This is a genomic window from Streptomyces hundungensis (assembly GCF_003627815.1).
Taxonomy (GTDB): domain Bacteria; phylum Actinomycetota; class Actinomycetes; order Streptomycetales; family Streptomycetaceae; genus Streptomyces; species Streptomyces hundungensis_A.
The window spans coordinates 6,618,362-6,637,385 of sequence record NZ_CP032698.1 but is presented as its reverse complement, the minus strand read 5'-3'; the positions used below and the strand labels follow the sequence as shown (position 1 = coordinate 6,637,385).

Here is a 19,024-nt window from a genome sequence, read left to right as displayed (position 1 = left end):
CGATCATCGCGTATGCCCGAACCCCACATACCATGCACGGATGAGCACAACTGGGCGTGCGGACCCCGGGCTGCGCCTGATCCCGTTCCGCGGACTGCGCTATGTTCCCGAGCGGGTGGGCAGCCTCGCCGCCGTGACCTCGCCGCCGTACGACGTGGTCGTACGCCCCGACGGTCTGCTGCACCTGGAATCCGCCGACCCCTACAACATCGTCCGGCTGATCCTGCCGCAGGCCTCCTCACCGGCCGCCCGCAACCAGCAGGCCGCCCTCACCCTGGACGACTGGCTCGACGAGGGCGTCCTCGCCCCCGACCCCGTGCCGGCCCTGTACGTGTACGAGCAGGAGGGCGACGGCATCCTGCAACGCGGGCTGATCGGCGCCCTCGCGCTGTCCGAACCGGCCGCGGGCGTCGTCCTGCCGCACGAGGACGTGATGCCGCACGTCGTCGAGGACCGCGCGGCCCTCATGCGGACCACCGCCGCCCACTTCGAACCGCTGCTCCTGACCTACCACGGCAGCACCACACCCACCGGCGCGACCGGCGTCATCGAGCGCGCCATCGAGGGCGAGCCCCTCCTGCGCACCACCACCGAGGACGGCTTCCGCCACCGCCTGTGGGCGCTCACCGATCCGGCCGACCTCGCCGAGGTCCAGGCCGACCTCGCGGCCCACCAGGCGGTGATCGCCGACGGCCACCACCGCTGGGCCACCTATCTGCGACTGCGCGACGAGCAGGCATCGCCCGGCCCGTGGGACTTCGGCCTCGTCCTGCTCGTGGACACGGCCCGCTACCCGCTGCGGGTCCGCGCGATCCACCGCCTCCTGCACCGCGTTCCGGTCTCCAAGGCCCTCGCGGCGGTCACCGCGTCCGGCGCCTTCCGCGTCCGCACCCTCGACGTCCCGCTCCCCAGCGCCCTGGAGGCCCTCGGCGACGCGGCCTCGCGGGGCAACGCCTTCCTCCTCGCGGGCGACGGCCGCTTCCACCTTCTGGACCACCCGGACGAGGCACTGCTGGCCCGTACGATCCGCGCCGACCGGCCGCCGGCCTGGCGCTCGCTGGACGCGACGGTGCTGCACTCGACCCTGCTCGACGACATCTGGCGGATCCCGGACACGCCCGACGAGATCGCGTACATCCACGACACGGCCGCCGCCGTCGAACAGGCGGAACGCCACGGCAAGACGGCGGTCCTGATGCACCCGGTCCGCGAGGAGGTCGTACGGGACCTGGCCCGCCAGGGCGTCACCATGCCCCGCAAGTCGACCTCCTTCGGCCCGAAACCGGCCTCGGGCCTGGTCCTGCGCAGCCTGACGGTGAACTGACCCGACGCGATCCCACCCGCCGGGCCCGGTGACCGCAGCCGCGATCGCCCTACACGGGTGCCCCCTTAGGGGCGCGGGGAACTGCGCGACCAGCCCCGCACGGTCCGCAGACGAAGAAGTCGCCCCCTCCTCAGGGCACCAGAACGAAAAGAGGCGGCGCCCCGACCGGGGGCACCGCCTCTTTCCTCTTCCTCAACGCTCAGACATCACCCGACGTCAGGCGTCCTTGTCGCTCTGCTCGCTCCGGCCGCTCTTGTCGACCTTCTCGTCCTTGTCGGCCTTCTCGGCCTTGTCGGCCTTCTCGGCCTTGTCCACCGACGGAACGGCCTCGTTCGGCGCGGACTCCACCAGGTCGGCGTCAATGACCTCGTCCGCGTCGACCACCTCGGCGGCGCGGACGACATCGGAGTCGTCGCCCTCGAAGTCGTCCTCCTCCTCGCCCTCGTCGTCGAACTCAGGGGCGTCCTCGACCTCACCACGCGCCGCGTCGAGGTCGTCGTCCGCTTCGAGCTCGGCGTCCGCGTCGACGTCGTGGTTCTCGGCCATCGCGTCGACGAAGTCGACCCCGTCCAGCTCGGCGAGCCGGTCGGAGGCGTCGGTCGAGCCGTCCTTGTCCGCCTCAAGCGCCTTGGCGAACCATTCGCGGGCCTCGTCCTCACGGGTCGCGGCCAGCAGCGCGTCGGCGTACGCGTAGCGCAGTCGCGCGGTCCACGGCTGTACGGAGTTCGACGCGAGCTCGGGGCTCTGGAGGGTCACGATGGCCGCGTCCAGCTGCCCCATGTCCCGGCGCGCACCGGCCGCGACGAGACGCATCTCGACCTGGCCGGGCTTGTCGAGCTTCTGCACCTCGGGCTCGCCGGCCATCGCCAGCGCCCGCTCGGGACGACCGAGGCCGCGCTCGCAGTCCGCCATGACGGGCCACAGCTCGACCGAGCCGGTCATCCGACGCGCGGCACGGAACTCCGCGAGCGCCTCCGAATACTTCTGGGTGGCGTACGCGGCGAAGCCGGCGGCCTCGCGGACGGCGGCGACGCGGGAGGCGAGCCGCAGCGCGATGCGGGAGTAGGCGTAGGCCTGCTCGGGCTCGTCGTCGATGAGCCGCGCCACCATCACCAGGTTGCACGCCACTTCCTCGGCGAGACCCTTGGGCAGGCTCATCAGCTCCTGACGCACATCGGCGTCGATCTCGTCACCGGTGACGTCCTCGTCGATCGGCAACCGCTTGACGGGCTCGCGGTCACGATCCCGGTCCCGGTCGTCCCGACGCCCGTAGCCACCCCGGTCGTCGTCGCGACGGGGGGCCGGACGGTCCTCACGCCCACGGTAGCCACCGCGGTCGCCCCGGTCGTCACGGCGGAACCCACCACGGTCGTCGTCGCGGCGCGGAGCCGGACGGTCGTCACGCCGGGCGCCGTAGCCACCCCGGTCGTCGTCCCGACGGGGAGCCGGACGCTCATCGCGACGTCCGTACGAGCCGCCGCCAGCACCACGGTTGTCATCACGACGGAACCCACCACGGTCGTCGTCACGGCGCGGCGCCGGACGCTCATCGCGACGGAACCCGCCACGGTCGTCATCGCGGCGCGGGGCGGGACGGTCGTCGCGACGCCCGTACGAGCCGCCGCCGCCACGGTTGTCGTCACGGCGCGGCGCCGGACGGTCATCACGACGGAAACCGCCGCCACCACCGCGGTTGTCGTCACGACGGAACCCACCACGGTCATCATCGCGACGCGGGGCGGGACGGTCGTCACGACGCCCGTACGAGCTGCCGCCACCACCGCGGTTGTCGTCGCGGCGCGGGGCCGGACGGTCGTCACGACGCCCGTAGGAGCTGCCACCACCGGCAGACCCACCGCGGTTGTCATCACGACGGAACCCACCACGGTCATCGTCCCGACGCGGAGCCGGACGGTCATCACGACGCCCGAAGGAGCTGCCACCACCGGCAGACCCACCGCGGTTGTCATCACGACGGAACCCACCACGGTCATCGTCCCGACGCGGAGCCGGACGGTCATCACGACGCCCGAAGGAGCTGCCACCACCGGCAGACCCACCGCGGTTGTCATCACGACGGAACCCACCACGGTCATCGTCCCGACGCGGAGCCGGACGGTCATCACGACGCCCGAAGGAGCTGCCACCACCGGCAGACCCACCACGGTTGTCATCACGACGGAAACCGCCGCCACCACCCCGGTTGTCGTCACGACGGAAACCGCCGCCACCACCACGGTTGTCGTCACGGCGACCGTAGGAGCCGCCGCCACCACCGCGGTTGTCGTCACGGCGCGGGGCGGGACGGTCGTCACGACGCCCGAACGAGCTGCCACCACCGGCAGATCCACCCCGGTTGTCGTCACGACGGAAACCGCCGCCACCACCGCGGTTGTCATCGCGACGGAAACCACCACGGTCGTCATCGCGACGGGGGGCCGGACGGTCGTCGCGACGGCCGTACGAGCTGCCGCCGCCGGCGGGGCGACCGCCGCGGTCGTCGCGGCGGGGGTACCCACCGCCGGAGGAGCCACCGCTGGGCGCGCCACCGCGACTGTCGTCACGACGCCCGCCGTAGCAACCGCGGTCGTTGTCACGACGCGGACCGCGGTCGTCTCGGCCACCGCGGTAGCCGCCCCGGTCGCCACCATCCTGACGGCGCGGCTCGCGCTCCGGACGATCGTCGGGAGAGTTGGTGGACATCGTGACTCCTAGTCTTCGGGTACTACAGTCATTCTCGCGCAGTCGGCTGCCCGACGCGCTTCGGCAAAACAAAGCGGAAAAACAAAAAGACCCTTGGTCCCAGCGTGAACGCTGGGACCAAGGGTCCATAAATATTGTTCGGCGGCGTCCTACTCTCCCACAGGGTCCCCCCTGAAGTACCATCGGCGCTGAAAGGCTTAGCTTCCGGGTTCGGAATGTAACCGGGCGTTTCCCTAACGCTATGACCACCGAAACCCTATCGGTTTCGAGCGAACAAGCACACTTTTCAATTAAGTGGGTTCTGCTCAACCAGCAACTGTTCGTTGCTTCAGAACTAACACAGTGGACGCGAGCAACTGAGGACAAGCCCTCGGCCTATTAGTACCAGTCAGCTCCACCCGTTACCGGGCTTCCACATCTGGCCTATCAACCCAGTCGTCTACTGGGAGCCTTACCCTCTCAAGGAGGTGGGAACACTCATCTCGAAGCAGGCTTCCCGCTTAGATGCTTTCAGCGGTTATCCTTTCCGAACGTAGCCAACCAGCCATGCCCTTGGCAGGACAACTGGCACACCAGAGGTTCGTCCGTCCCGGTCCTCTCGTACTAGGGACAGCCCTTCTCAATGTTCCTGCGCGCGCAGCGGATAGGGACCGAACTGTCTCACGACGTTCTAAACCCAGCTCGCGTACCGCTTTAATGGGCGAACAGCCCAACCCTTGGGACCGACTCCAGCCCCAGGATGCGACGAGCCGACATCGAGGTGCCAAACCATCCCGTCGATATGGACTCTTGGGGAAGATCAGCCTGTTATCCCCGGGGTACCTTTTATCCGTTGAGCGACGGCGCTTCCACAAGCCACCGCCGGATCACTAGTCCCGACTTTCGTCCCTGCTCGACCCGTCGGTCTCACAGTCAAGCTCCCTTGTGCACTTACACTCAACACCTGATTGCCAACCAGGCTGAGGGAACCTTTGGGCGCCTCCGTTACTCTTTAGGAGGCAACCGCCCCAGTTAAACTACCCATCAGACACTGTCCCTGATCCGGATCACGGACCGAGGTTAGACATCCAGCACGACCAGAGTGGTATTTCAACGACGACTCCACAACCACTGGCGTGGCCGCTTCAAAGTCTCCCACCTATCCTACACAAGCCGAACCGAACACCAATATCAAACTGTAGTAAAGGTCCCGGGGTCTTTCCGTCCTGCTGCGCGAAACGAGCATCTTTACTCGTAGTGCAATTTCACCGGGCCTATGGTTGAGACAGTCGAGAAGTCGTTACGCCATTCGTGCAGGTCGGAACTTACCCGACAAGGAATTTCGCTACCTTAGGATGGTTATAGTTACCACCGCCGTTTACTGGCGCTTAAGTTCTCAGCTTCGCCACACCGAAATGTGACTAACCGGTCCCCTTAACGTTCCAGCACCGGGCAGGCGTCAGTCCGTATACATCGCCTTACGGCTTCGCACGGACCTGTGTTTTTAGTAAACAGTCGCTTCTCGCTGGTCTCTGCGGCCACCCCCAGCTCAAGCAGCAAGTGCTATCACCGGTGATGGCCCCCCTTCTCCCGAAGTTACGGGGGCATTTTGCCGAGTTCCTTAACCATAGTTCACCCGAACGCCTCGGTATTCTCTACCTGACCACCTGAGTCGGTTTAGGGTACGGGCCGCCATGAAACTCGCTAGAGGCTTTTCTCGACAGCATAGGATCATCCACTTCACCACAATCGGCTCGGCATCAGGTCTCAGCCTTAATGTGCGACGGATTTGCCTACCGCACGGCCTACACCCTTACCCCGGGACAACCACCGCCCGGGCTGGACTACCTTCCTGCGTCACCCCATCGCTTACCTACTACCACCTTGGGTCAGCGGCTCCACCACTCCCCTCAACTCCGAAGAGATCAGGGCGGCTTCACGGCCTTAGCATTAATGGGCTCGATATTGGGCGTTTCAAAGCGGGTACCGGAATATCAACCGGTTGTCCATCGACTACGCCTGTCGGCCTCGCCTTAGGTCCCGACTTACCCTGGGCAGATCAGCTTGACCCAGGAACCCTTAGTCAATCGGCGCACACGTTTCTCACGTGTGTATCGCTACTCATGCCTGCATTCTCACTCGTGAACCGTCCACCACTAGCTTCCGCTGCGGCTTCACCCGGCACACGACGCTCCCCTACCCATCCCAGCAGGCGTTGGCCCTATATGCTGGAATGACACGACTTCGGCGGTACGCTTGAGCCCCGCTACATTGTCGGCGCGGAATCACTTGACCAGTGAGCTATTACGCACTCTTTCAAGGGTGGCTGCTTCTAAGCCAACCTCCTGGTTGTCTCTGCGACTCCACATCCTTTCCCACTTAGCGTACGCTTAGGGGCCTTAGTCGATGCTCTGGGCTGTTTCCCTCTCGACCATGGAGCTTATCCCCCACAGTCTCACTGCCGCGCTCTCACTTACCGGCATTCGGAGTTTGGCTAAGGTCAGTAACCCGGTAGGGCCCATCGCCTATCCAGTGCTCTACCTCCGGCAAGAAACACACGACGCTGCACCTAAATGCATTTCGGGGAGAACCAGCTATCACGGAGTTTGATTGGCCTTTCACCCCTAACCACAGGTCATCCCCCAGGTTTTCAACCCTGGTGGGTTCGGTCCTCCACGACCTCTTACAGCCGCTTCAACCTGCCCATGGCTAGATCACTCCGCTTCGGGTCTAGAGCGTGCAACTCAATCGCCCTGTTCGGACTCGCTTTCGCTACGGCTTCCCCACACGGGTTAACCTCGCTACACACCGCTAACTCGCAGGCTCATTCTTCAAAAGGCACGCAGTCACGACGCACTGAGTAAACTCAATGCGCGACGCTCCCACGGCTTGTAGGCACACGGTTTCAGGTACTATTTCACTCCGCTCCCGCGGTACTTTTCACCATTCCCTCACGGTACTATCCGCTATCGGTCACCAGGGAATATTTAGGCTTAGCGGGTGGTCCCGCCAGATTCACACGGGATTTCTCGGGCCCCGTGCTACTTGGGTGTCTCTCAAACGAGCCGTTGATGTTTCAGCTACGGGGGTCTTACCCTCTACGCCGGACCTTTCGCATGTCCTTCGCCTACACCAACGGTTTCTGACTCGCCTCACAGCCGGCAGACTGTGAAAGAGAGATCCCACAACCCCGCATGCGCAACCCCTGCCGGGTATCACACGCATACGGTTTGGCCTCATCCGGTTTCGCTCGCCACTACTCCCGGAATCACGGTTGTTTTCTCTTCCTGAGGGTACTGAGATGTTTCACTTCCCCTCGTTCCCTCCACATACCCTATGTGTTCAGGTATGGGTGACAGCCCATGACGACTGCCGGGTTTCCCCATTCGGAAACCCCCGGATCAAAGCCTGGTTGACGGCTCCCCGGGGACTATCGTGGCCTCCCACGTCCTTCATCGGTTCCTGGTGCCAAGGCATCCACCGTGCGCCCTTAAAAACTTGGCCACAGATGCTCGCGTCCACTGTGCAGTTCTCAAACAACGACCAGCCACCCACCACCCCGAACCAACCGGTTCGAGTTCACTGGGGCCGGCACTGAAGGACTCAAGCCTTTCGGCCGTACCTTCAGATACCCAACAGCGTGCCCGGCTCTCCCCATCGTCTCGTTCCGTGTTCCACGCTCCGAAGAGCAGTACTTACGGCCCGAGTTGACCAGGAGTGCCGAATAGTCAACGTTCCACCCATGAGCTGACCGTGTAGAACATTTGTCTACAGACGGTGCTGTGCTCCTTAGAAAGGAGGTGATCCAGCCGCACCTTCCGGTACGGCTACCTTGTTACGACTTCGTCCCAATCGCCAGTCCCACCTTCGACAGCTCCCTCCCACAAGGGGTTGGGCCACCGGCTTCGGGTGTTACCGACTTTCGTGACGTGACGGGCGGTGTGTACAAGGCCCGGGAACGTATTCACCGCAGCAATGCTGATCTGCGATTACTAGCAACTCCGACTTCATGGGGTCGAGTTGCAGACCCCAATCCGAACTGAGACCGGCTTTTTGAGATTCGCTCCGCCTCGCGGCATCGCAGCTCTTTGTACCGGCCATTGTAGCACGTGTGCAGCCCAAGACATAAGGGGCATGATGACTTGACGTCGTCCCCACCTTCCTCCGAGTTGACCCCGGCAGTCTCCTGTGAGTCCCCATCACCCCGAAGGGCATGCTGGCAACACAGAACAAGGGTTGCGCTCGTTGCGGGACTTAACCCAACATCTCACGACACGAGCTGACGACAGCCATGCACCACCTGTATACCGACCACAAGGGGGCGACTATCTCTAGCCGTTTCCGGTATATGTCAAGCCTTGGTAAGGTTCTTCGCGTTGCGTCGAATTAAGCCACATGCTCCGCTGCTTGTGCGGGCCCCCGTCAATTCCTTTGAGTTTTAGCCTTGCGGCCGTACTCCCCAGGCGGGGAACTTAATGCGTTAGCTGCGGCACCGACGACGTGGAATGTCGCCAACACCTAGTTCCCAACGTTTACGGCGTGGACTACCAGGGTATCTAATCCTGTTCGCTCCCCACGCTTTCGCTCCTCAGCGTCAGTAATGGCCCAGAGATCCGCCTTCGCCACCGGTGTTCCTCCTGATATCTGCGCATTTCACCGCTACACCAGGAATTCCGATCTCCCCTACCACACTCTAGCTAGCCCGTATCGAATGCAGACCCGGGGTTAAGCCCCGGGCTTTCACATCCGACGTGACAAGCCGCCTACGAGCTCTTTACGCCCAATAATTCCGGACAACGCTTGCGCCCTACGTATTACCGCGGCTGCTGGCACGTAGTTAGCCGGCGCTTCTTCTGCAGGTACCGTCACCTTCGCTTCTTCCCTGCTGAAAGAGGTTTACAACCCGAAGGCCGTCATCCCTCACGCGGCGTCGCTGCATCAGGCTTTCGCCCATTGTGCAATATTCCCCACTGCTGCCTCCCGTAGGAGTCTGGGCCGTGTCTCAGTCCCAGTGTGGCCGGTCGCCCTCTCAGGCCGGCTACCCGTCGTCGCCTTGGTAGGCCATTACCCCACCAACAAGCTGATAGGCCGCGGGCTCATCCTTCACCGCCGGAGCTTTTAACCCCTCAAGATGCCCTGAGGAGTGTTATCCGGTATTAGACCCCGTTTCCAGGGCTTGTCCCAGAGTGAAGGGCAGATTGCCCACGTGTTACTCACCCGTTCGCCACTAATCCACCCCGAAGGGCTTCATCGTTCGACTTGCATGTGTTAAGCACGCCGCCAGCGTTCGTCCTGAGCCAGGATCAAACTCTCCATGAATGTTTACCCGTAATCGGGTGCACACATCACGTAAGAGCGGGACGGAACCACCGGAATAAGGTGGCCCGTCCACAGCGTCCTCGCTGTGTAATCGCCTGCCGACCGTGAAGGTCGACAGGACTTTTCAAAGGAACCTCGATCCACCGGAGTGGATACGGGGTTGTCAATCTGGCGTTGACTTTTGGCACGCTGTTGAGTTCTCAAGGAACGGACGCTTCCTTCGTACTCACCCTCTCGGGCTTTCCTCCGGGCGCTTCCCTTCGGTATTTCGTGTTCCCGACTCTATCAGACGCTTTCGTGTCCGATTCCCCGTCGGAATGGGGAACGCTTCGAGATCTTCGCTTTCGCGTTTCCCTTTCGGCGTGTCCACTACTTTAGCGGGTTTCCCCTGCTGTTCATAATCGAGTCATTCGAGTTCGAATTTCGGCATGCCGAAATTGAGACCCGTCAGGGTTCGATCGTAGGTAGTGGATGTCGCTTGGGGATGCTGAACAGCAGGGCCCGTCTCAAGCGGCTCGGGATACGTTAGGCGCCGCTCGAGGCCGAGTCAAGTTCGGCGTTTGCGGGGCTGATGGGCGCGATAGGGGCTCACCGTGGGGTCGTCCGAGATCCAGAAGCGCCAGGGGTGCGGAGCCCCGTCGCCGCCGACGCCGGTGCGGGGGCCGCTGCGTACCTGGTCGGGGTGGGGAGGGGTGCCCGTAAGGACGGAGAGCGGGGCCTCGGGCCCGTCGCACGCGTCCACGCCGTTCAAGGGGCGGCCGACATCGAGCGCGGTGGCCAGCCGGGCCGGGCCTTTGGCCAGTTCTTTGTCATGGCGGGCCGAGAGCCGCCGGGAGCGGGCCAGATCGGCGCCCACCACGATCTCCCCCGCCCTGAGCAGGACACCGCTCGCCCGCCCCGCCGGGCCGCACACCAGGTTGAGGCAGTGCCACATCCCGTAGGTGAAGTAGACGTACGCGTGTCCGGGCGGCCCGAACATCACGTCGTTGCGGGGCGTGCGGCCTCGGAAGGCGTGGGAACCGGGGTCGTTGGGGCCGTCGTACGCCTCGACTTCCGTCAGGCGGAGTTCGAGGGGCCCCTCGGGAGTGCGTCGTACCAGCGTGCGGCCCAGGAGATCGGGGGCGACCTCCAGGACGGGGCGGTCGAAGAAGTCCCGGGTCAGTGGCGTACGTTCGATGGCCGTGATCATGCCGTACGAGCGTACTTGACGGGCGGATGGAACCGCAGGTCGTGGCCACGCGTTCGTAGGGGCGAGATCGAGCGCGACAAGGGGAAGGACTGGCATGGGGTTCAAGCGGCTGCTGGCGAGTTTGGGGGCCGGCGGGGCTTCGGTGGAGACCGAGCTCACCGAGACCAATGTGGTGCCGGGCGGAGTCGTCCAGGGCGAGGTGCGGATCCAGGGCGGGTCGGTGGACCAGCGGATCGAGGGACTGTCGGTCGGGTTGCAGGCCCGGGTCGAGGTCGAGGGCGGTGAGCACGAGCACAAGCAGGACATCGAGTTCACCAAGCTCCGGCTCGGCGGGGCCTTCGAGGTGCGGGCGGGTGCGGTGCACGTGGTGCCGTTCGGGCTCGAAATCCCTTGGGAGACGCCGGTCACGGCCATCGACGGGCAGCAGCTGCGGGGCATGCACATCGGGGTGACGACCGAGCTGGAGATCGCGCGTGCGCTCGACTCGGGTGACCTCGACCAGATCCAGGTGCATCCGCTCCCCGCCCAGCAGGCGATCCTCGACGCGTTCATCCGGCTGGGCTTCCGCTTCAAGGGCGCGGACATGGAGAAGGGGCACATCCGCGGGACGCGGCAGCGGCTGCCCTTCTATCAGGAGATCGAGTTCTCCGCGCCGTCGCAGTACCGGGGTCTGAACGAGGTGGAGCTGACGTTCGTCGCGGACGACCGCGAGATGGACGTGATCCTGGAGATGGACAAGAAGCCGGGGCTCTTCAGCGAGGGCAGTGACTCCTACCGCTCGTTCCAGGTCGGCCTGCACGACTTCCAGGGGACGGACTGGGCGGCGTACCTCAATCAGTGGCTGGCCGAGGTCGGCGGGCGGCGGAACTGGTTCTAGGGGCGGACCCCCTAGGCTCGGTTCCGTCAGGTGACGCCGAACAGTTGATGCCGAATCAGGAGGTGCCGACGTGAGCGAGCTCAAGAGGCCGCCGCTTCCCCATGACTTCCACCCCGAGGTGCCGTCGTTCACCGTGGTGAGCGAGGACGTCGAGCCGGGTGCCGTGCTCAAGGACGCCCAGGTCTACGCGGCCGGGAACACCTCGCCGCAGCTGCGGTGGGAAGGGTTTCCGGCCGGCACGAAGAGCTTCGCGGTGACGTGCTTCGACCCCGACGCGCCCACGGGCAGCGGGTTCTGGCACTGGTCGGTGTTCGACATCCCGGCGTCGGTGACCGAGCTGCCGGCGGGCGCGGGCAGCGGTTCGTTCGAGGGGCTGCCGGTCGGCGCGGTGCAGGTGCGCAACGACTACGGGTCGAAGGAGTTCGGCGGCGCGGCGCCGCCCGCCGGGGAGACCCACCGCTACGTCTTCACGGTGTACGCGGTCGACACGGAGAAGCTGGGTCCGGACGCGGAGGCTTCTCCGGCCGTGGTCGGGTTCAATCTGCGGTTCCACACCCTGGGGCGGGCTCAGCTCATCGGTGAGTACACGGCCCCCGCGGAGAGCTGACCGTTCGTTTTCCGTTTGCCCTGCCCTGGTCTTGGAGAGATCAGGGCAGGGCATTTTTCTGTTGCCGGGACCGGAGCTCCTCCGGGCGGGGGCGCGGATATTGCGTTGTCCATCGTGGCGAGCCCGGCCAGAGTTGATCCAAGCCCGCGTCGGTGGGCCGGCGCTACGGAGGTGGGCACGATGAGGGAAACGCTGGTACTGAACGCGAGCTTCGAGCCGCTGTCGACGGTGACGTTGAACCGTGCCGTGGTGCTGGTGCTCCAGGACAAGGCCGTGGTCGAGCAGTCCCATCCGGGGCTTCGGGTGCGTGCGGCCGCCGTCGACATACCGGTGCCGCGGGTGATCCGGTTGTGCAGATACGTACGGGTGCCCTTCCGAAGACAGGCTCCGTGGTCGAGACGGGGGGTGCTGATCCGGGACCAGCACCGGTGCGCCTACTGCGGTCGGCGCGCGACGACCGTGGACCATGTGGTGCCGCGGGCGCAGGGGGGCCGGGACGGCTGGCTGAACACGGTGGCGTCCTGCGCCGAGGACAATCACCGCAAGGCGGACCGGACGCCGGAGGAGGCGGGGATGCCGCTGCTGCGGCAGCCGTTCATCCCCTCGCCCGCCGACGCGATGCTGCTGGCGATGACGTCCGGGGACCGTTCCGAGCTGCCCGACTGGCTGGCAGCGGGGGCGGCGCCGGCCGCGTAACGGGGTCGACTTCCGTGTGCGAAGCCCGCCTTCGGGGTGAAGGCGGGCTTCTTCGTGTGCGTACGGCTGCTACGTGAGCGTCAGTTGGAGGATCGCGACGATGCCGACGGCGATGATCACCGCGCGCAGCACCGCGGGCTTGAGGCGGCGGCCGACCTTCGCGCCGATCTGGCCCCCTATGGTCGAGCCGACCGCGATGAGCAGGACCGCCGTCCAGTTGAACTCGGCGACGAAGAGGAAGAAGACGGCCGCGACGCCGTTGACGACGGCGCCGAGGATGTTCTTGACGGCGTTGACGCGCTGGAGGCTGTCGGACAGGAGCAGGCCCATCAGGGACAGGTACAGGACGCCCTGGGCCGCCCCGAAGTAGCCGCCGTACATGCTGGCGAGGAAGAGGCCGACGAGCAGGGCCGCGCCGCCTTCGGGATGGGCCTCGCTGCCCCGGGCCTCGCGGCGGCGCTTGATGGTGGCGGCGAGGCGCGGCTGGAACAGGACGAGGACGAGGGCGAGTCCGACGAGGACGGGGACGATCGCGTCGAACGACGAGGACGGCAGGGCGAGCAGCAGGATCGCCCCGGCGAGCCCGCCGAGGAGCCCGGCGCCGCCGAGGCGGAGCACCCGGCCGGTCTGGCCGCGCAGTTCGTGGCGGTAGCCGATGGCCCCACTGATGGAGCCGGGGACCAGGCCCAGCGCGTTGGAGACGTTGGCGGTGATCGGTGGCAGGCCGGTGGCCAGGAGCACGGGGAAGGTGAGGAGCGTGCCGGATCCGACGATCGTGTTGATGGTGCCCGCGCCGATGCCGGCCGCGAAGACCGCGAGTGCTTCCCAGATGGACAAGGCCATCTCCTTACACGTTCAGTGAGTCGCCTCCCCGCCATGGAGGTCGAGGGGCCGCACTGATCATGCATGAACGGTGTATGGGGCAGTCAACTGCCGTCAGTCCAAGGGGGGTTGTTCGCGGCGCTCGGACGCGCCGTTGCCGGTGTTCCCGGAGTTGTTGCCGGAGTTGTTGCCGGTGTTGAAGCCGGGCATGCCGCCGCCGAGGTTGCCGAAGGCGCCGGAGAGGCCCTTGAGGGCGTCGCCGATCTCGCTGGGCACGATCCAGAGCTTGTTGGCGTCGCCCTCGGCGATCTTCGGGAGCATCTGGAGGTACTGGTAGGAGAGCAGCTTCTGGTCCGGGTCGCCGGCGTGGATGGACTCGAAGACCGTACGGATCGCCTGGGCCTCGCCCTCGGCGCGCAGGGCGGCCGCCTTGGCCTCACCTTCGGCGCGCAGGATCGCGGACTGCTTCTCACCTTCGGCGCGCAGGATCTCCGACTGCCGTACACCTTCGGCCTGGAGGATCGCGGCGCGCTTGTCGCGGTCGGCGCGCATCTGCTTCTCCATCGAGTCCTGGATGGAGGTGGGCGGCTCGATCGCCTTGAGTTCGACGCGGTTGACGCGGATGCCCCACTTGCCGGTGGCCTCGTCGAGGACGCCGCGCAGGGCCGCGTTGATCTCCTCGCGGGAGGTCAGGGTCCGCTCCAGGTCCATGCCGCCGATGATGTTGCGGAGCGTGGTGACGGTGAGCTGTTCGATGGCCTGGATGTAGCTGGCGACCTCGTAGGTGGCGGCGCGGGCGTCGGTCACCTGGTAGTAGATGACGGTGTCGATGTTGACGACCAGGTTGTCCTGGGTGATCACCGGCTGGGGCGGGAAGGGGACGACCTGTTCGCGCAGGTCGATCCGGTTGCGGATCGAGTCGATGAACGGGACGACGATGTTCAGGCCCGCGTTCAGGGTCCTGGTGTAGCGGCCGAAGCGTTCCACGATGGCCGCGCTGGCCTGCGGGATCACCTGGATGGTCTTGATCAGGGCGATGAAGACCAGCACCACCAGGATGATCAGGACGATGATGATCGGTTGCATCGCGTACCCCCGTGCCTTTCTTGCTCTCGGATGGCCCTGGAAACGTCGTGCGGTTCCGGACCCGATGATCCTGGCATGGTTCACATGACGATGGCAGTGGCTCCGTCGATCTCAACGACGTCGACCTGGTGGCCGGGTTCGTACACCTGCTCCGTGTCGAGCGCGCGAGCCGACCAGACCTCGCCGGCGAGCTTGATCCGGCCGCCGCTCCCGTCGACCCGTTCCAGGACGACGGCCTGACGGCCCTTCAACGCCTCGGTGCCGGTGGCGAGTTGGGGGTGCTGGGTGCGGTGGCGGGCGGCGATGGGGCGTACGACGCCGATGAGGGCGACCGAGACCACCACGAAGAGGAGGACCTGCGCGACGGCGCCGAGACCCAGGCTCGCGCCGATCGCGGCGGCGATCGCGCCGACCGCCATCATCCCGAACTCGGGCATGGCGGTCAGGACGAGCGGAATGCCAAGACCCGCCGCGGCTACCAGCCACCACACCCATGCCTCGATGTCCACCAGGTCATGGTAGATCCGGGCGTCCCCTCACCGACAGGGCACACGGCCCGGGCACGGGCGCGGGGCCCCGGGCACGGGGCGCGGGCTCAGCCGAGCGGGAGGCCCGTCGCCGTGTAGCGGTCGCCGCGGTGCTCGACGAGCAGCGGGAGGCCGAAGCAGAGGGAGAGGTTGCGGGAGGTGAGCTCGGTCTCCATGGGGCCGGCCGCGAGCACCTTGCCCTGGCGGATCATGAGGACGTGGGTGAAGCCGGGGGCGATTTCCTCGACGTGGTGGGTGACCATCACCATCGACGGCGCATACGGGTCGCGGGCGAGGCGGCCGAGACGGCGCACCAGGTCCTCGCGGCCGCCGAGGTCGAGGCCGGCGGCGGGCTCGTCGAGGAGGAGGAGCTCGGGGTCGGTCATCATGGCGCGCGCGATCAGGGTGCGCTTGCGCTCGCCCTCGGAGAGCGTGCCGAACTTCCGGTCCAGGAAGTCCGTCATGCCGAGCCGGTCGAGGAAGGCGCGGGCGCGGTCCTCGTCGACGGCGTCGTACTGCTCCTGCCACGTGGCGGTCATGCCGTACGCGGCGGTGAGGACGGTCTCCAGGACGGTCTGGCGCTTGGGGAGCTTGTCCGCCATGGCGACTCCGGCCATGCCGATGCGCGGGCGCAGCTCGAACACGTCGACCTTGCCGAGCTGTTCGCCGAGGATCCTGGCGGAGCCGGTGCTCGGGAAGAGGTAGCTGGAGGCGATGTTGAGGAGGGTGGTCTTGCCGGCGCCGTTGGGGCCGAGGATGACCCAGCGCTCGCCTTCCTTGACCGACCAGGAGACGTCGTCCACCAGAGCGCGTCCGTCGCGGACCACGGATACGTCCACCAGCTCCAGTACATCGCTCATGAGCGCGTTGTCTCCCCATGCCATCGTCGTGAGTTCGCGAGTGCGGTCCGGGGCGCGCCGGTGGGCGCGGTCCCCAGGGAAAACCTACGCCACTGGGGAAGTGATCCCGCCGCTAGGTCCGGTCGCGCGGCTTCCCTAGGCTGGGGGCATGTTCTCGGAACCACGTTCAGGTCGGCTGGTCGCATGGGGAAATGCCCTGTTGGCCGGAAATGTCTCGCCGGACGACGCGCAGCTCGCGATCGTAGGGGACGACGCGGTGCACCGCGTCGCGGGGCTGCCGGGCGAGTCCGCGCCCGTGGGGCTCACGCTGGCGCTCGGCCGGCTGCGCACGCTCGGGGTGGCCGGCTGGCGGCTCGCGCTCCCGGTGGCCGGCCATCCGCTGGGGCTCAGCGGACCCGCGGAGTTCAACGCGCGGGCGCTGGACGCCGAGGAGGCCGTGGTGGGGTTCGGGGCGCCGTACGGGCTCGTGCCGCAGGTGTACGAGGCGGGGCCCGCCGGGGATGTGCACGCGGAGGTCCTCTGGCACTGCCTCTCGGTGCGCGAGGCGCCGCCCGCGGACGTGCCCTCGCTCGGTGAGGCGGAGCGGGAGCTCGCGGAGGCGCTACGGGATGCGACGGCCGTGCTCACCCGGCTCGACGTGGCCGGTTCCGGTCCGCGCGCGGCCGCCGCGATCGACGCGTACCGGGCGCGGGCCGAGGGGCCCGACGAGGAGGTGCTCGCACCGGGCTATCCGCCGCGTGCGGTACGGGTGTTGGAGCTGGCGCGGCGGGTCGCGCTGCTGGTGGCGCTCGCGTACGAGAACGGGGACGGGGGGGCGGTGAGTGCCTCGGAGATCTCGGCACGGGGGGAGGCGTTGCGGCCGGTTGAGCGGGTGGCTCGGCGGGCGCGGGTTGCGGCGTACAACGCGTACGTGGAGCTGCGCGAGCGCGGCTGAACCCTCTGGGGCTCCGCCCCAGACCCCGTTCGCGCCTGAACGGCGCTCGTCCTCAAACGCCGGACAGGCTGAGGTGCGGGCCAGCACCGGTGCCGCTAAGGGGCGCGGGGAACTGCGCGACCAGCCACGCACGGCCCGCACCCGAAGGCCAAGCCTCCTGGGGCTGGGGTGCGGGCCAGCGCCGAGTGGCTAAGGGGCGCGGGGAACTGCGCGGGACGCGGGCACGGTCCGCAGGCGAAAAGGGGGGGTTCAGGGGCGCGGGGTTAGCCGGTTACGCCGTTGCGGACTGCCCATAGGGCCGCCTGCGTGCGGTCCGCGAGGTCCAGTTTCATCAGGATGTTCGAGACGTGGGTCTTGACGGTCTTCTCGGACAGCACGAGATGGCGGGCGATCTCGCGGTTGGAGCGGCCGTCGGCGATGAGCGCCAGGACCTCCTTCTCGCGTTCGGTCAGGGTCGTGCCGCGCCCGGTGCCGCCGTGTCCTTCGTCCTGGCTGAGCAGGGCCCCCGCGACCTCGGGCTGGAGCAGGACGTGCCCGGCGTGCACCGAGCGGATCGCTCCGGCCAGCGCGTCCGGGTCGACGTCCTTGTATACGTAACCGGAGGCGCCGGCGCGCAGCGCGGGTATCACCGTGCGCTGCTCGGTGAAGCTCGTGACGACGAGGACCCTCGCCGGGTTGGCGAGTTCGCGGAGCTTGCGCAGGGCCTCGATGCCGTCCGTCCCCGGCATCTTCACGTCCATCAGGACGACGTCCGGCCGCAGCTCCTCGGCGCGGGCCACGCCCTCGGCGCCGTCGGAGGCCTCCCCCACCACCTCTATGTCGTCCTGTACTTCCAGGAACGTGCGCAGCCCCCGGCGGACCACCTGGTGGTCGTCCACGAGCAGGACCCTGATCACCTTGTCAGCCACCGGGGACCTCCATCTCGATCGTGGCGCCCTCGCCGGGTGCCGATTGCACGGTGAGCCTGCCACCGACGCCGTTCGCCCGGTGCCGCATCGACACCAGGCCGAGGTGACGGCCCGCGCGCCGGACGAGGCCGGGATCGAAGCCCCGGCCGTCGTCGCTGACGCGCAGCACCGCGCCCTGGTCCCTGCGTTCCAGTACGACGTCGACCCGGCCCGCGCCGGAGTGGCGCAGCGCGTTGTGCAGGGCCTCCTGGGCGACCCGCAGCAGCGCCTCCTCCTGGGCCGGGGGCAGTGCGCGCACGCCGAGGTTGTCGAAGGTGACCCGGGCCGTGTGGGCGCGGTCCAGGACCTGGACGTGGGTGCGCAGGGTGTGCGCGAGGCCGTCCTCCTCCAGGGCCGCCGGCCTCAACTCCACGACGGCGGCGCGCAGTTCGTCGGCCGCCTCCGCCGCGAGGGCCGCGACCTGCTGGAGCTCGCCCTTGGCGCGGGCCGGGTCGCGGTCGACCAGGGCCGCGGCCGCCTGGGCGGTGAGCCGCAGCGAGAACAGCTTCTGGCTGACCGCGTCGTGCAGCTCGTGGGCGAGCCGGGAGCGCTCCTCGGCGATGGTCAGCTCGCGGCTGCGTTCGTAGAGGCGGGCGTTGGTGAGGGCGATCGCGGCGTGCTGGGCGAACAGGCGAAGGAGGTCCTCGTCGTGCTCGGTGAAGCCGCAGCGCTCGCCCCTGCGGGAGAGGGAGACCTCGGGGCAGCGCTTGTTGGCGAGGAAGAGGGCGCCGAGCGTCTCGTCCCCGTCGCGGATCGGCATGCCGAGGAAGTCGGACATGTCGGGGTGGGCCGCGGGCCAGCCCTCGAAGCGGGGGTCCTGGCGCACGTCGGCGAGGCGCTCGGCCTTCTCCTCGTGGAGCATCGCGGCGAGGATGCCGTGCTGGCGGGGCAGCGGCCCGATCGCCCGCCACTGCTCGTCGCTGATGCCGTCCACCACGAACTGGGCGAAGCCGCCGCGGTCGTCGGGGACGCCGAGCGCCGCGTACTCGGCGTCGAGCAGTTCGCGGGCGGACGCGGTGATCGTCTTGAGGACGTCCCCGACCTCCAGGTGCCGGCTCATGGCGAGCAGGGCGGTGCTCACCGCGGCGAGGCCCACGCTCGGCGAGGAGGCCCGGCCGGGCCGGGCGGCGGAGTGGGGTCCGGGACGGCTCATG

Annotated in this window: 13 protein-coding genes, 3 rRNA genes and 1 pseudogene; 5 read left to right on the top strand and 12 right to left on the bottom strand. The window is 67.1% G+C overall.

Going from position 1 to position 19,024, the window contains the following annotated elements; all coding sequences use genetic code 11:
- Positions 1–40 precede the first annotated feature (40 nt).
- Positions 41–1,324: a DUF1015 domain-containing protein gene (locus DWB77_RS29425; protein WP_120724701.1), complete on the top strand. Its 1,284-nt coding sequence runs from the start codon at positions 41–43 to the stop codon at positions 1,322–1,324.
- Between the two features lie 216 nt (positions 1,325–1,540).
- On the opposite strand, the gene DWB77_RS38480 is transcribed toward DWB77_RS29425, so the two are convergent.
- From DWB77_RS38480 to DWB77_RS29390, 6 genes and pseudogenes are all read right to left on the bottom strand, one after another.
- Positions 1,541–2,497, bottom strand: coding sequence for a tetratricopeptide repeat protein (locus DWB77_RS38480; RefSeq protein ID WP_246033933.1), 957 nt, complete (start codon positions 2,495–2,497; stop codon positions 1,541–1,543).
- A gap of 72 nt (positions 2,498–2,569) precedes the next feature.
- Positions 2,570–3,832 (bottom strand): annotated as a pseudogene (locus tag DWB77_RS39475) (hypothetical protein); the annotation flags it as partial.
- A gap of 331 nt (positions 3,833–4,163) precedes the next feature.
- A 5S ribosomal RNA gene (gene rrf / locus DWB77_RS29410) occupies positions 4,164–4,280 on the bottom strand.
- Positions 4,281–4,385: 105 nt separating this feature from the next.
- Positions 4,386–7,510, bottom strand: a 23S ribosomal RNA gene (locus tag DWB77_RS29405).
- Between the two features lie 289 nt (positions 7,511–7,799).
- Positions 7,800–9,325: ribosomal RNA gene (locus DWB77_RS29400) — 16S ribosomal RNA — on the bottom strand.
- The 16S, 23S and 5S rRNA genes sit together here, the layout of an rRNA operon.
- Before the next feature lie 547 nt (positions 9,326–9,872).
- Complete coding sequence (locus tag DWB77_RS29390; RefSeq protein WP_120724696.1) at positions 9,873–10,514, bottom strand: DNA-3-methyladenine glycosylase; 642 nt, start codon at positions 10,512–10,514, stop codon at positions 9,873–9,875.
- Between the two features lie 94 nt (positions 10,515–10,608).
- Here DWB77_RS29390 and DWB77_RS29385 point away from each other — a divergent pair, with 94 nt between their 5' ends.
- The 3 genes from DWB77_RS29385 (at position 10,609) to DWB77_RS29375 (ending at position 12,694) form a co-directional block, all read left to right on the top strand.
- Complete coding sequence (locus tag DWB77_RS29385; protein WP_120724694.1) at positions 10,609–11,391, top strand: sporulation protein; 783 nt, start codon at positions 10,609–10,611, stop codon at positions 11,389–11,391.
- A gap of 70 nt (positions 11,392–11,461) precedes the next feature.
- Complete coding sequence (locus tag DWB77_RS29380; protein WP_120724692.1) at positions 11,462–11,998, top strand: YbhB/YbcL family Raf kinase inhibitor-like protein; 537 nt, start codon at positions 11,462–11,464, stop codon at positions 11,996–11,998.
- A gap of 180 nt (positions 11,999–12,178) precedes the next feature.
- Positions 12,179–12,694 (top strand): HNH endonuclease, encoded by a 516-nt coding sequence (locus DWB77_RS29375; protein ID WP_120724690.1) that lies wholly within the window; start codon positions 12,179–12,181, stop codon positions 12,692–12,694.
- A 69-nt stretch (positions 12,695–12,763) separates the two neighbouring features.
- Here the strand turns inward: DWB77_RS29375 and DWB77_RS29370 are convergent, their stop codons facing one another.
- The 4 genes from DWB77_RS29370 to DWB77_RS29355 all read right to left on the bottom strand — a co-directional run bounded on the left by DWB77_RS29370 (position 12,764) and on the right by DWB77_RS29355 (position 15,989).
- Positions 12,764–13,537: a sulfite exporter TauE/SafE family protein gene (locus tag DWB77_RS29370; protein WP_174248642.1), complete on the bottom strand. Its 774-nt coding sequence runs from the start codon at positions 13,535–13,537 to the stop codon at positions 12,764–12,766.
- Between the two features lie 93 nt (positions 13,538–13,630).
- Positions 13,631–14,602 carry an SPFH domain-containing protein gene (locus DWB77_RS29365; RefSeq protein WP_120724688.1) on the bottom strand — a complete coding sequence of 324 codons (972 nt, stop codon included), beginning with the start codon at positions 14,600–14,602 and terminating at the stop codon, positions 13,631–13,633.
- Between the two features lie 80 nt (positions 14,603–14,682).
- On the bottom strand, positions 14,683–15,114 hold the full coding sequence (locus DWB77_RS29360) for an NfeD family protein (RefSeq protein WP_120724686.1): 432 nt from the start codon (positions 15,112–15,114) through the stop codon (positions 14,683–14,685).
- 83 nt (positions 15,115–15,197) lie between these two features.
- A complete protein-coding gene (locus DWB77_RS29355; protein ID WP_120724684.1) occupies positions 15,198–15,989 on the bottom strand; it encodes an ABC transporter ATP-binding protein in 792 nt (263 codons plus the stop codon).
- 148 nt (positions 15,990–16,137) lie between these two features.
- Here DWB77_RS29355 and DWB77_RS29350 point away from each other — a divergent pair, with 148 nt between their 5' ends.
- A complete protein-coding gene (locus DWB77_RS29350) occupies positions 16,138–16,923 on the top strand; it encodes a hypothetical protein (RefSeq protein ID WP_120724682.1) in 786 nt (261 codons plus the stop codon).
- A 263-nt stretch (positions 16,924–17,186) separates the two neighbouring features.
- On the opposite strand, the gene DWB77_RS29345 is transcribed toward DWB77_RS29350, so the two are convergent.
- Together DWB77_RS29345 and DWB77_RS29340 are read right to left on the bottom strand one after the other, a co-directional pair.
- A complete protein-coding gene (locus DWB77_RS29345; protein ID WP_120724680.1) occupies positions 17,187–17,831 on the bottom strand; it encodes a response regulator in 645 nt (214 codons plus the stop codon).
- Entirely contained in the window at positions 17,824–19,023 is a 1,200-nt protein-coding gene (locus tag DWB77_RS29340) for a GAF domain-containing sensor histidine kinase (RefSeq protein ID WP_120724678.1), read from the bottom strand. Before DWB77_RS29340 ends, DWB77_RS29345 begins: the two co-directional genes overlap by 8 nt.
- Position 19,024 lies beyond the last annotated feature (1 nt).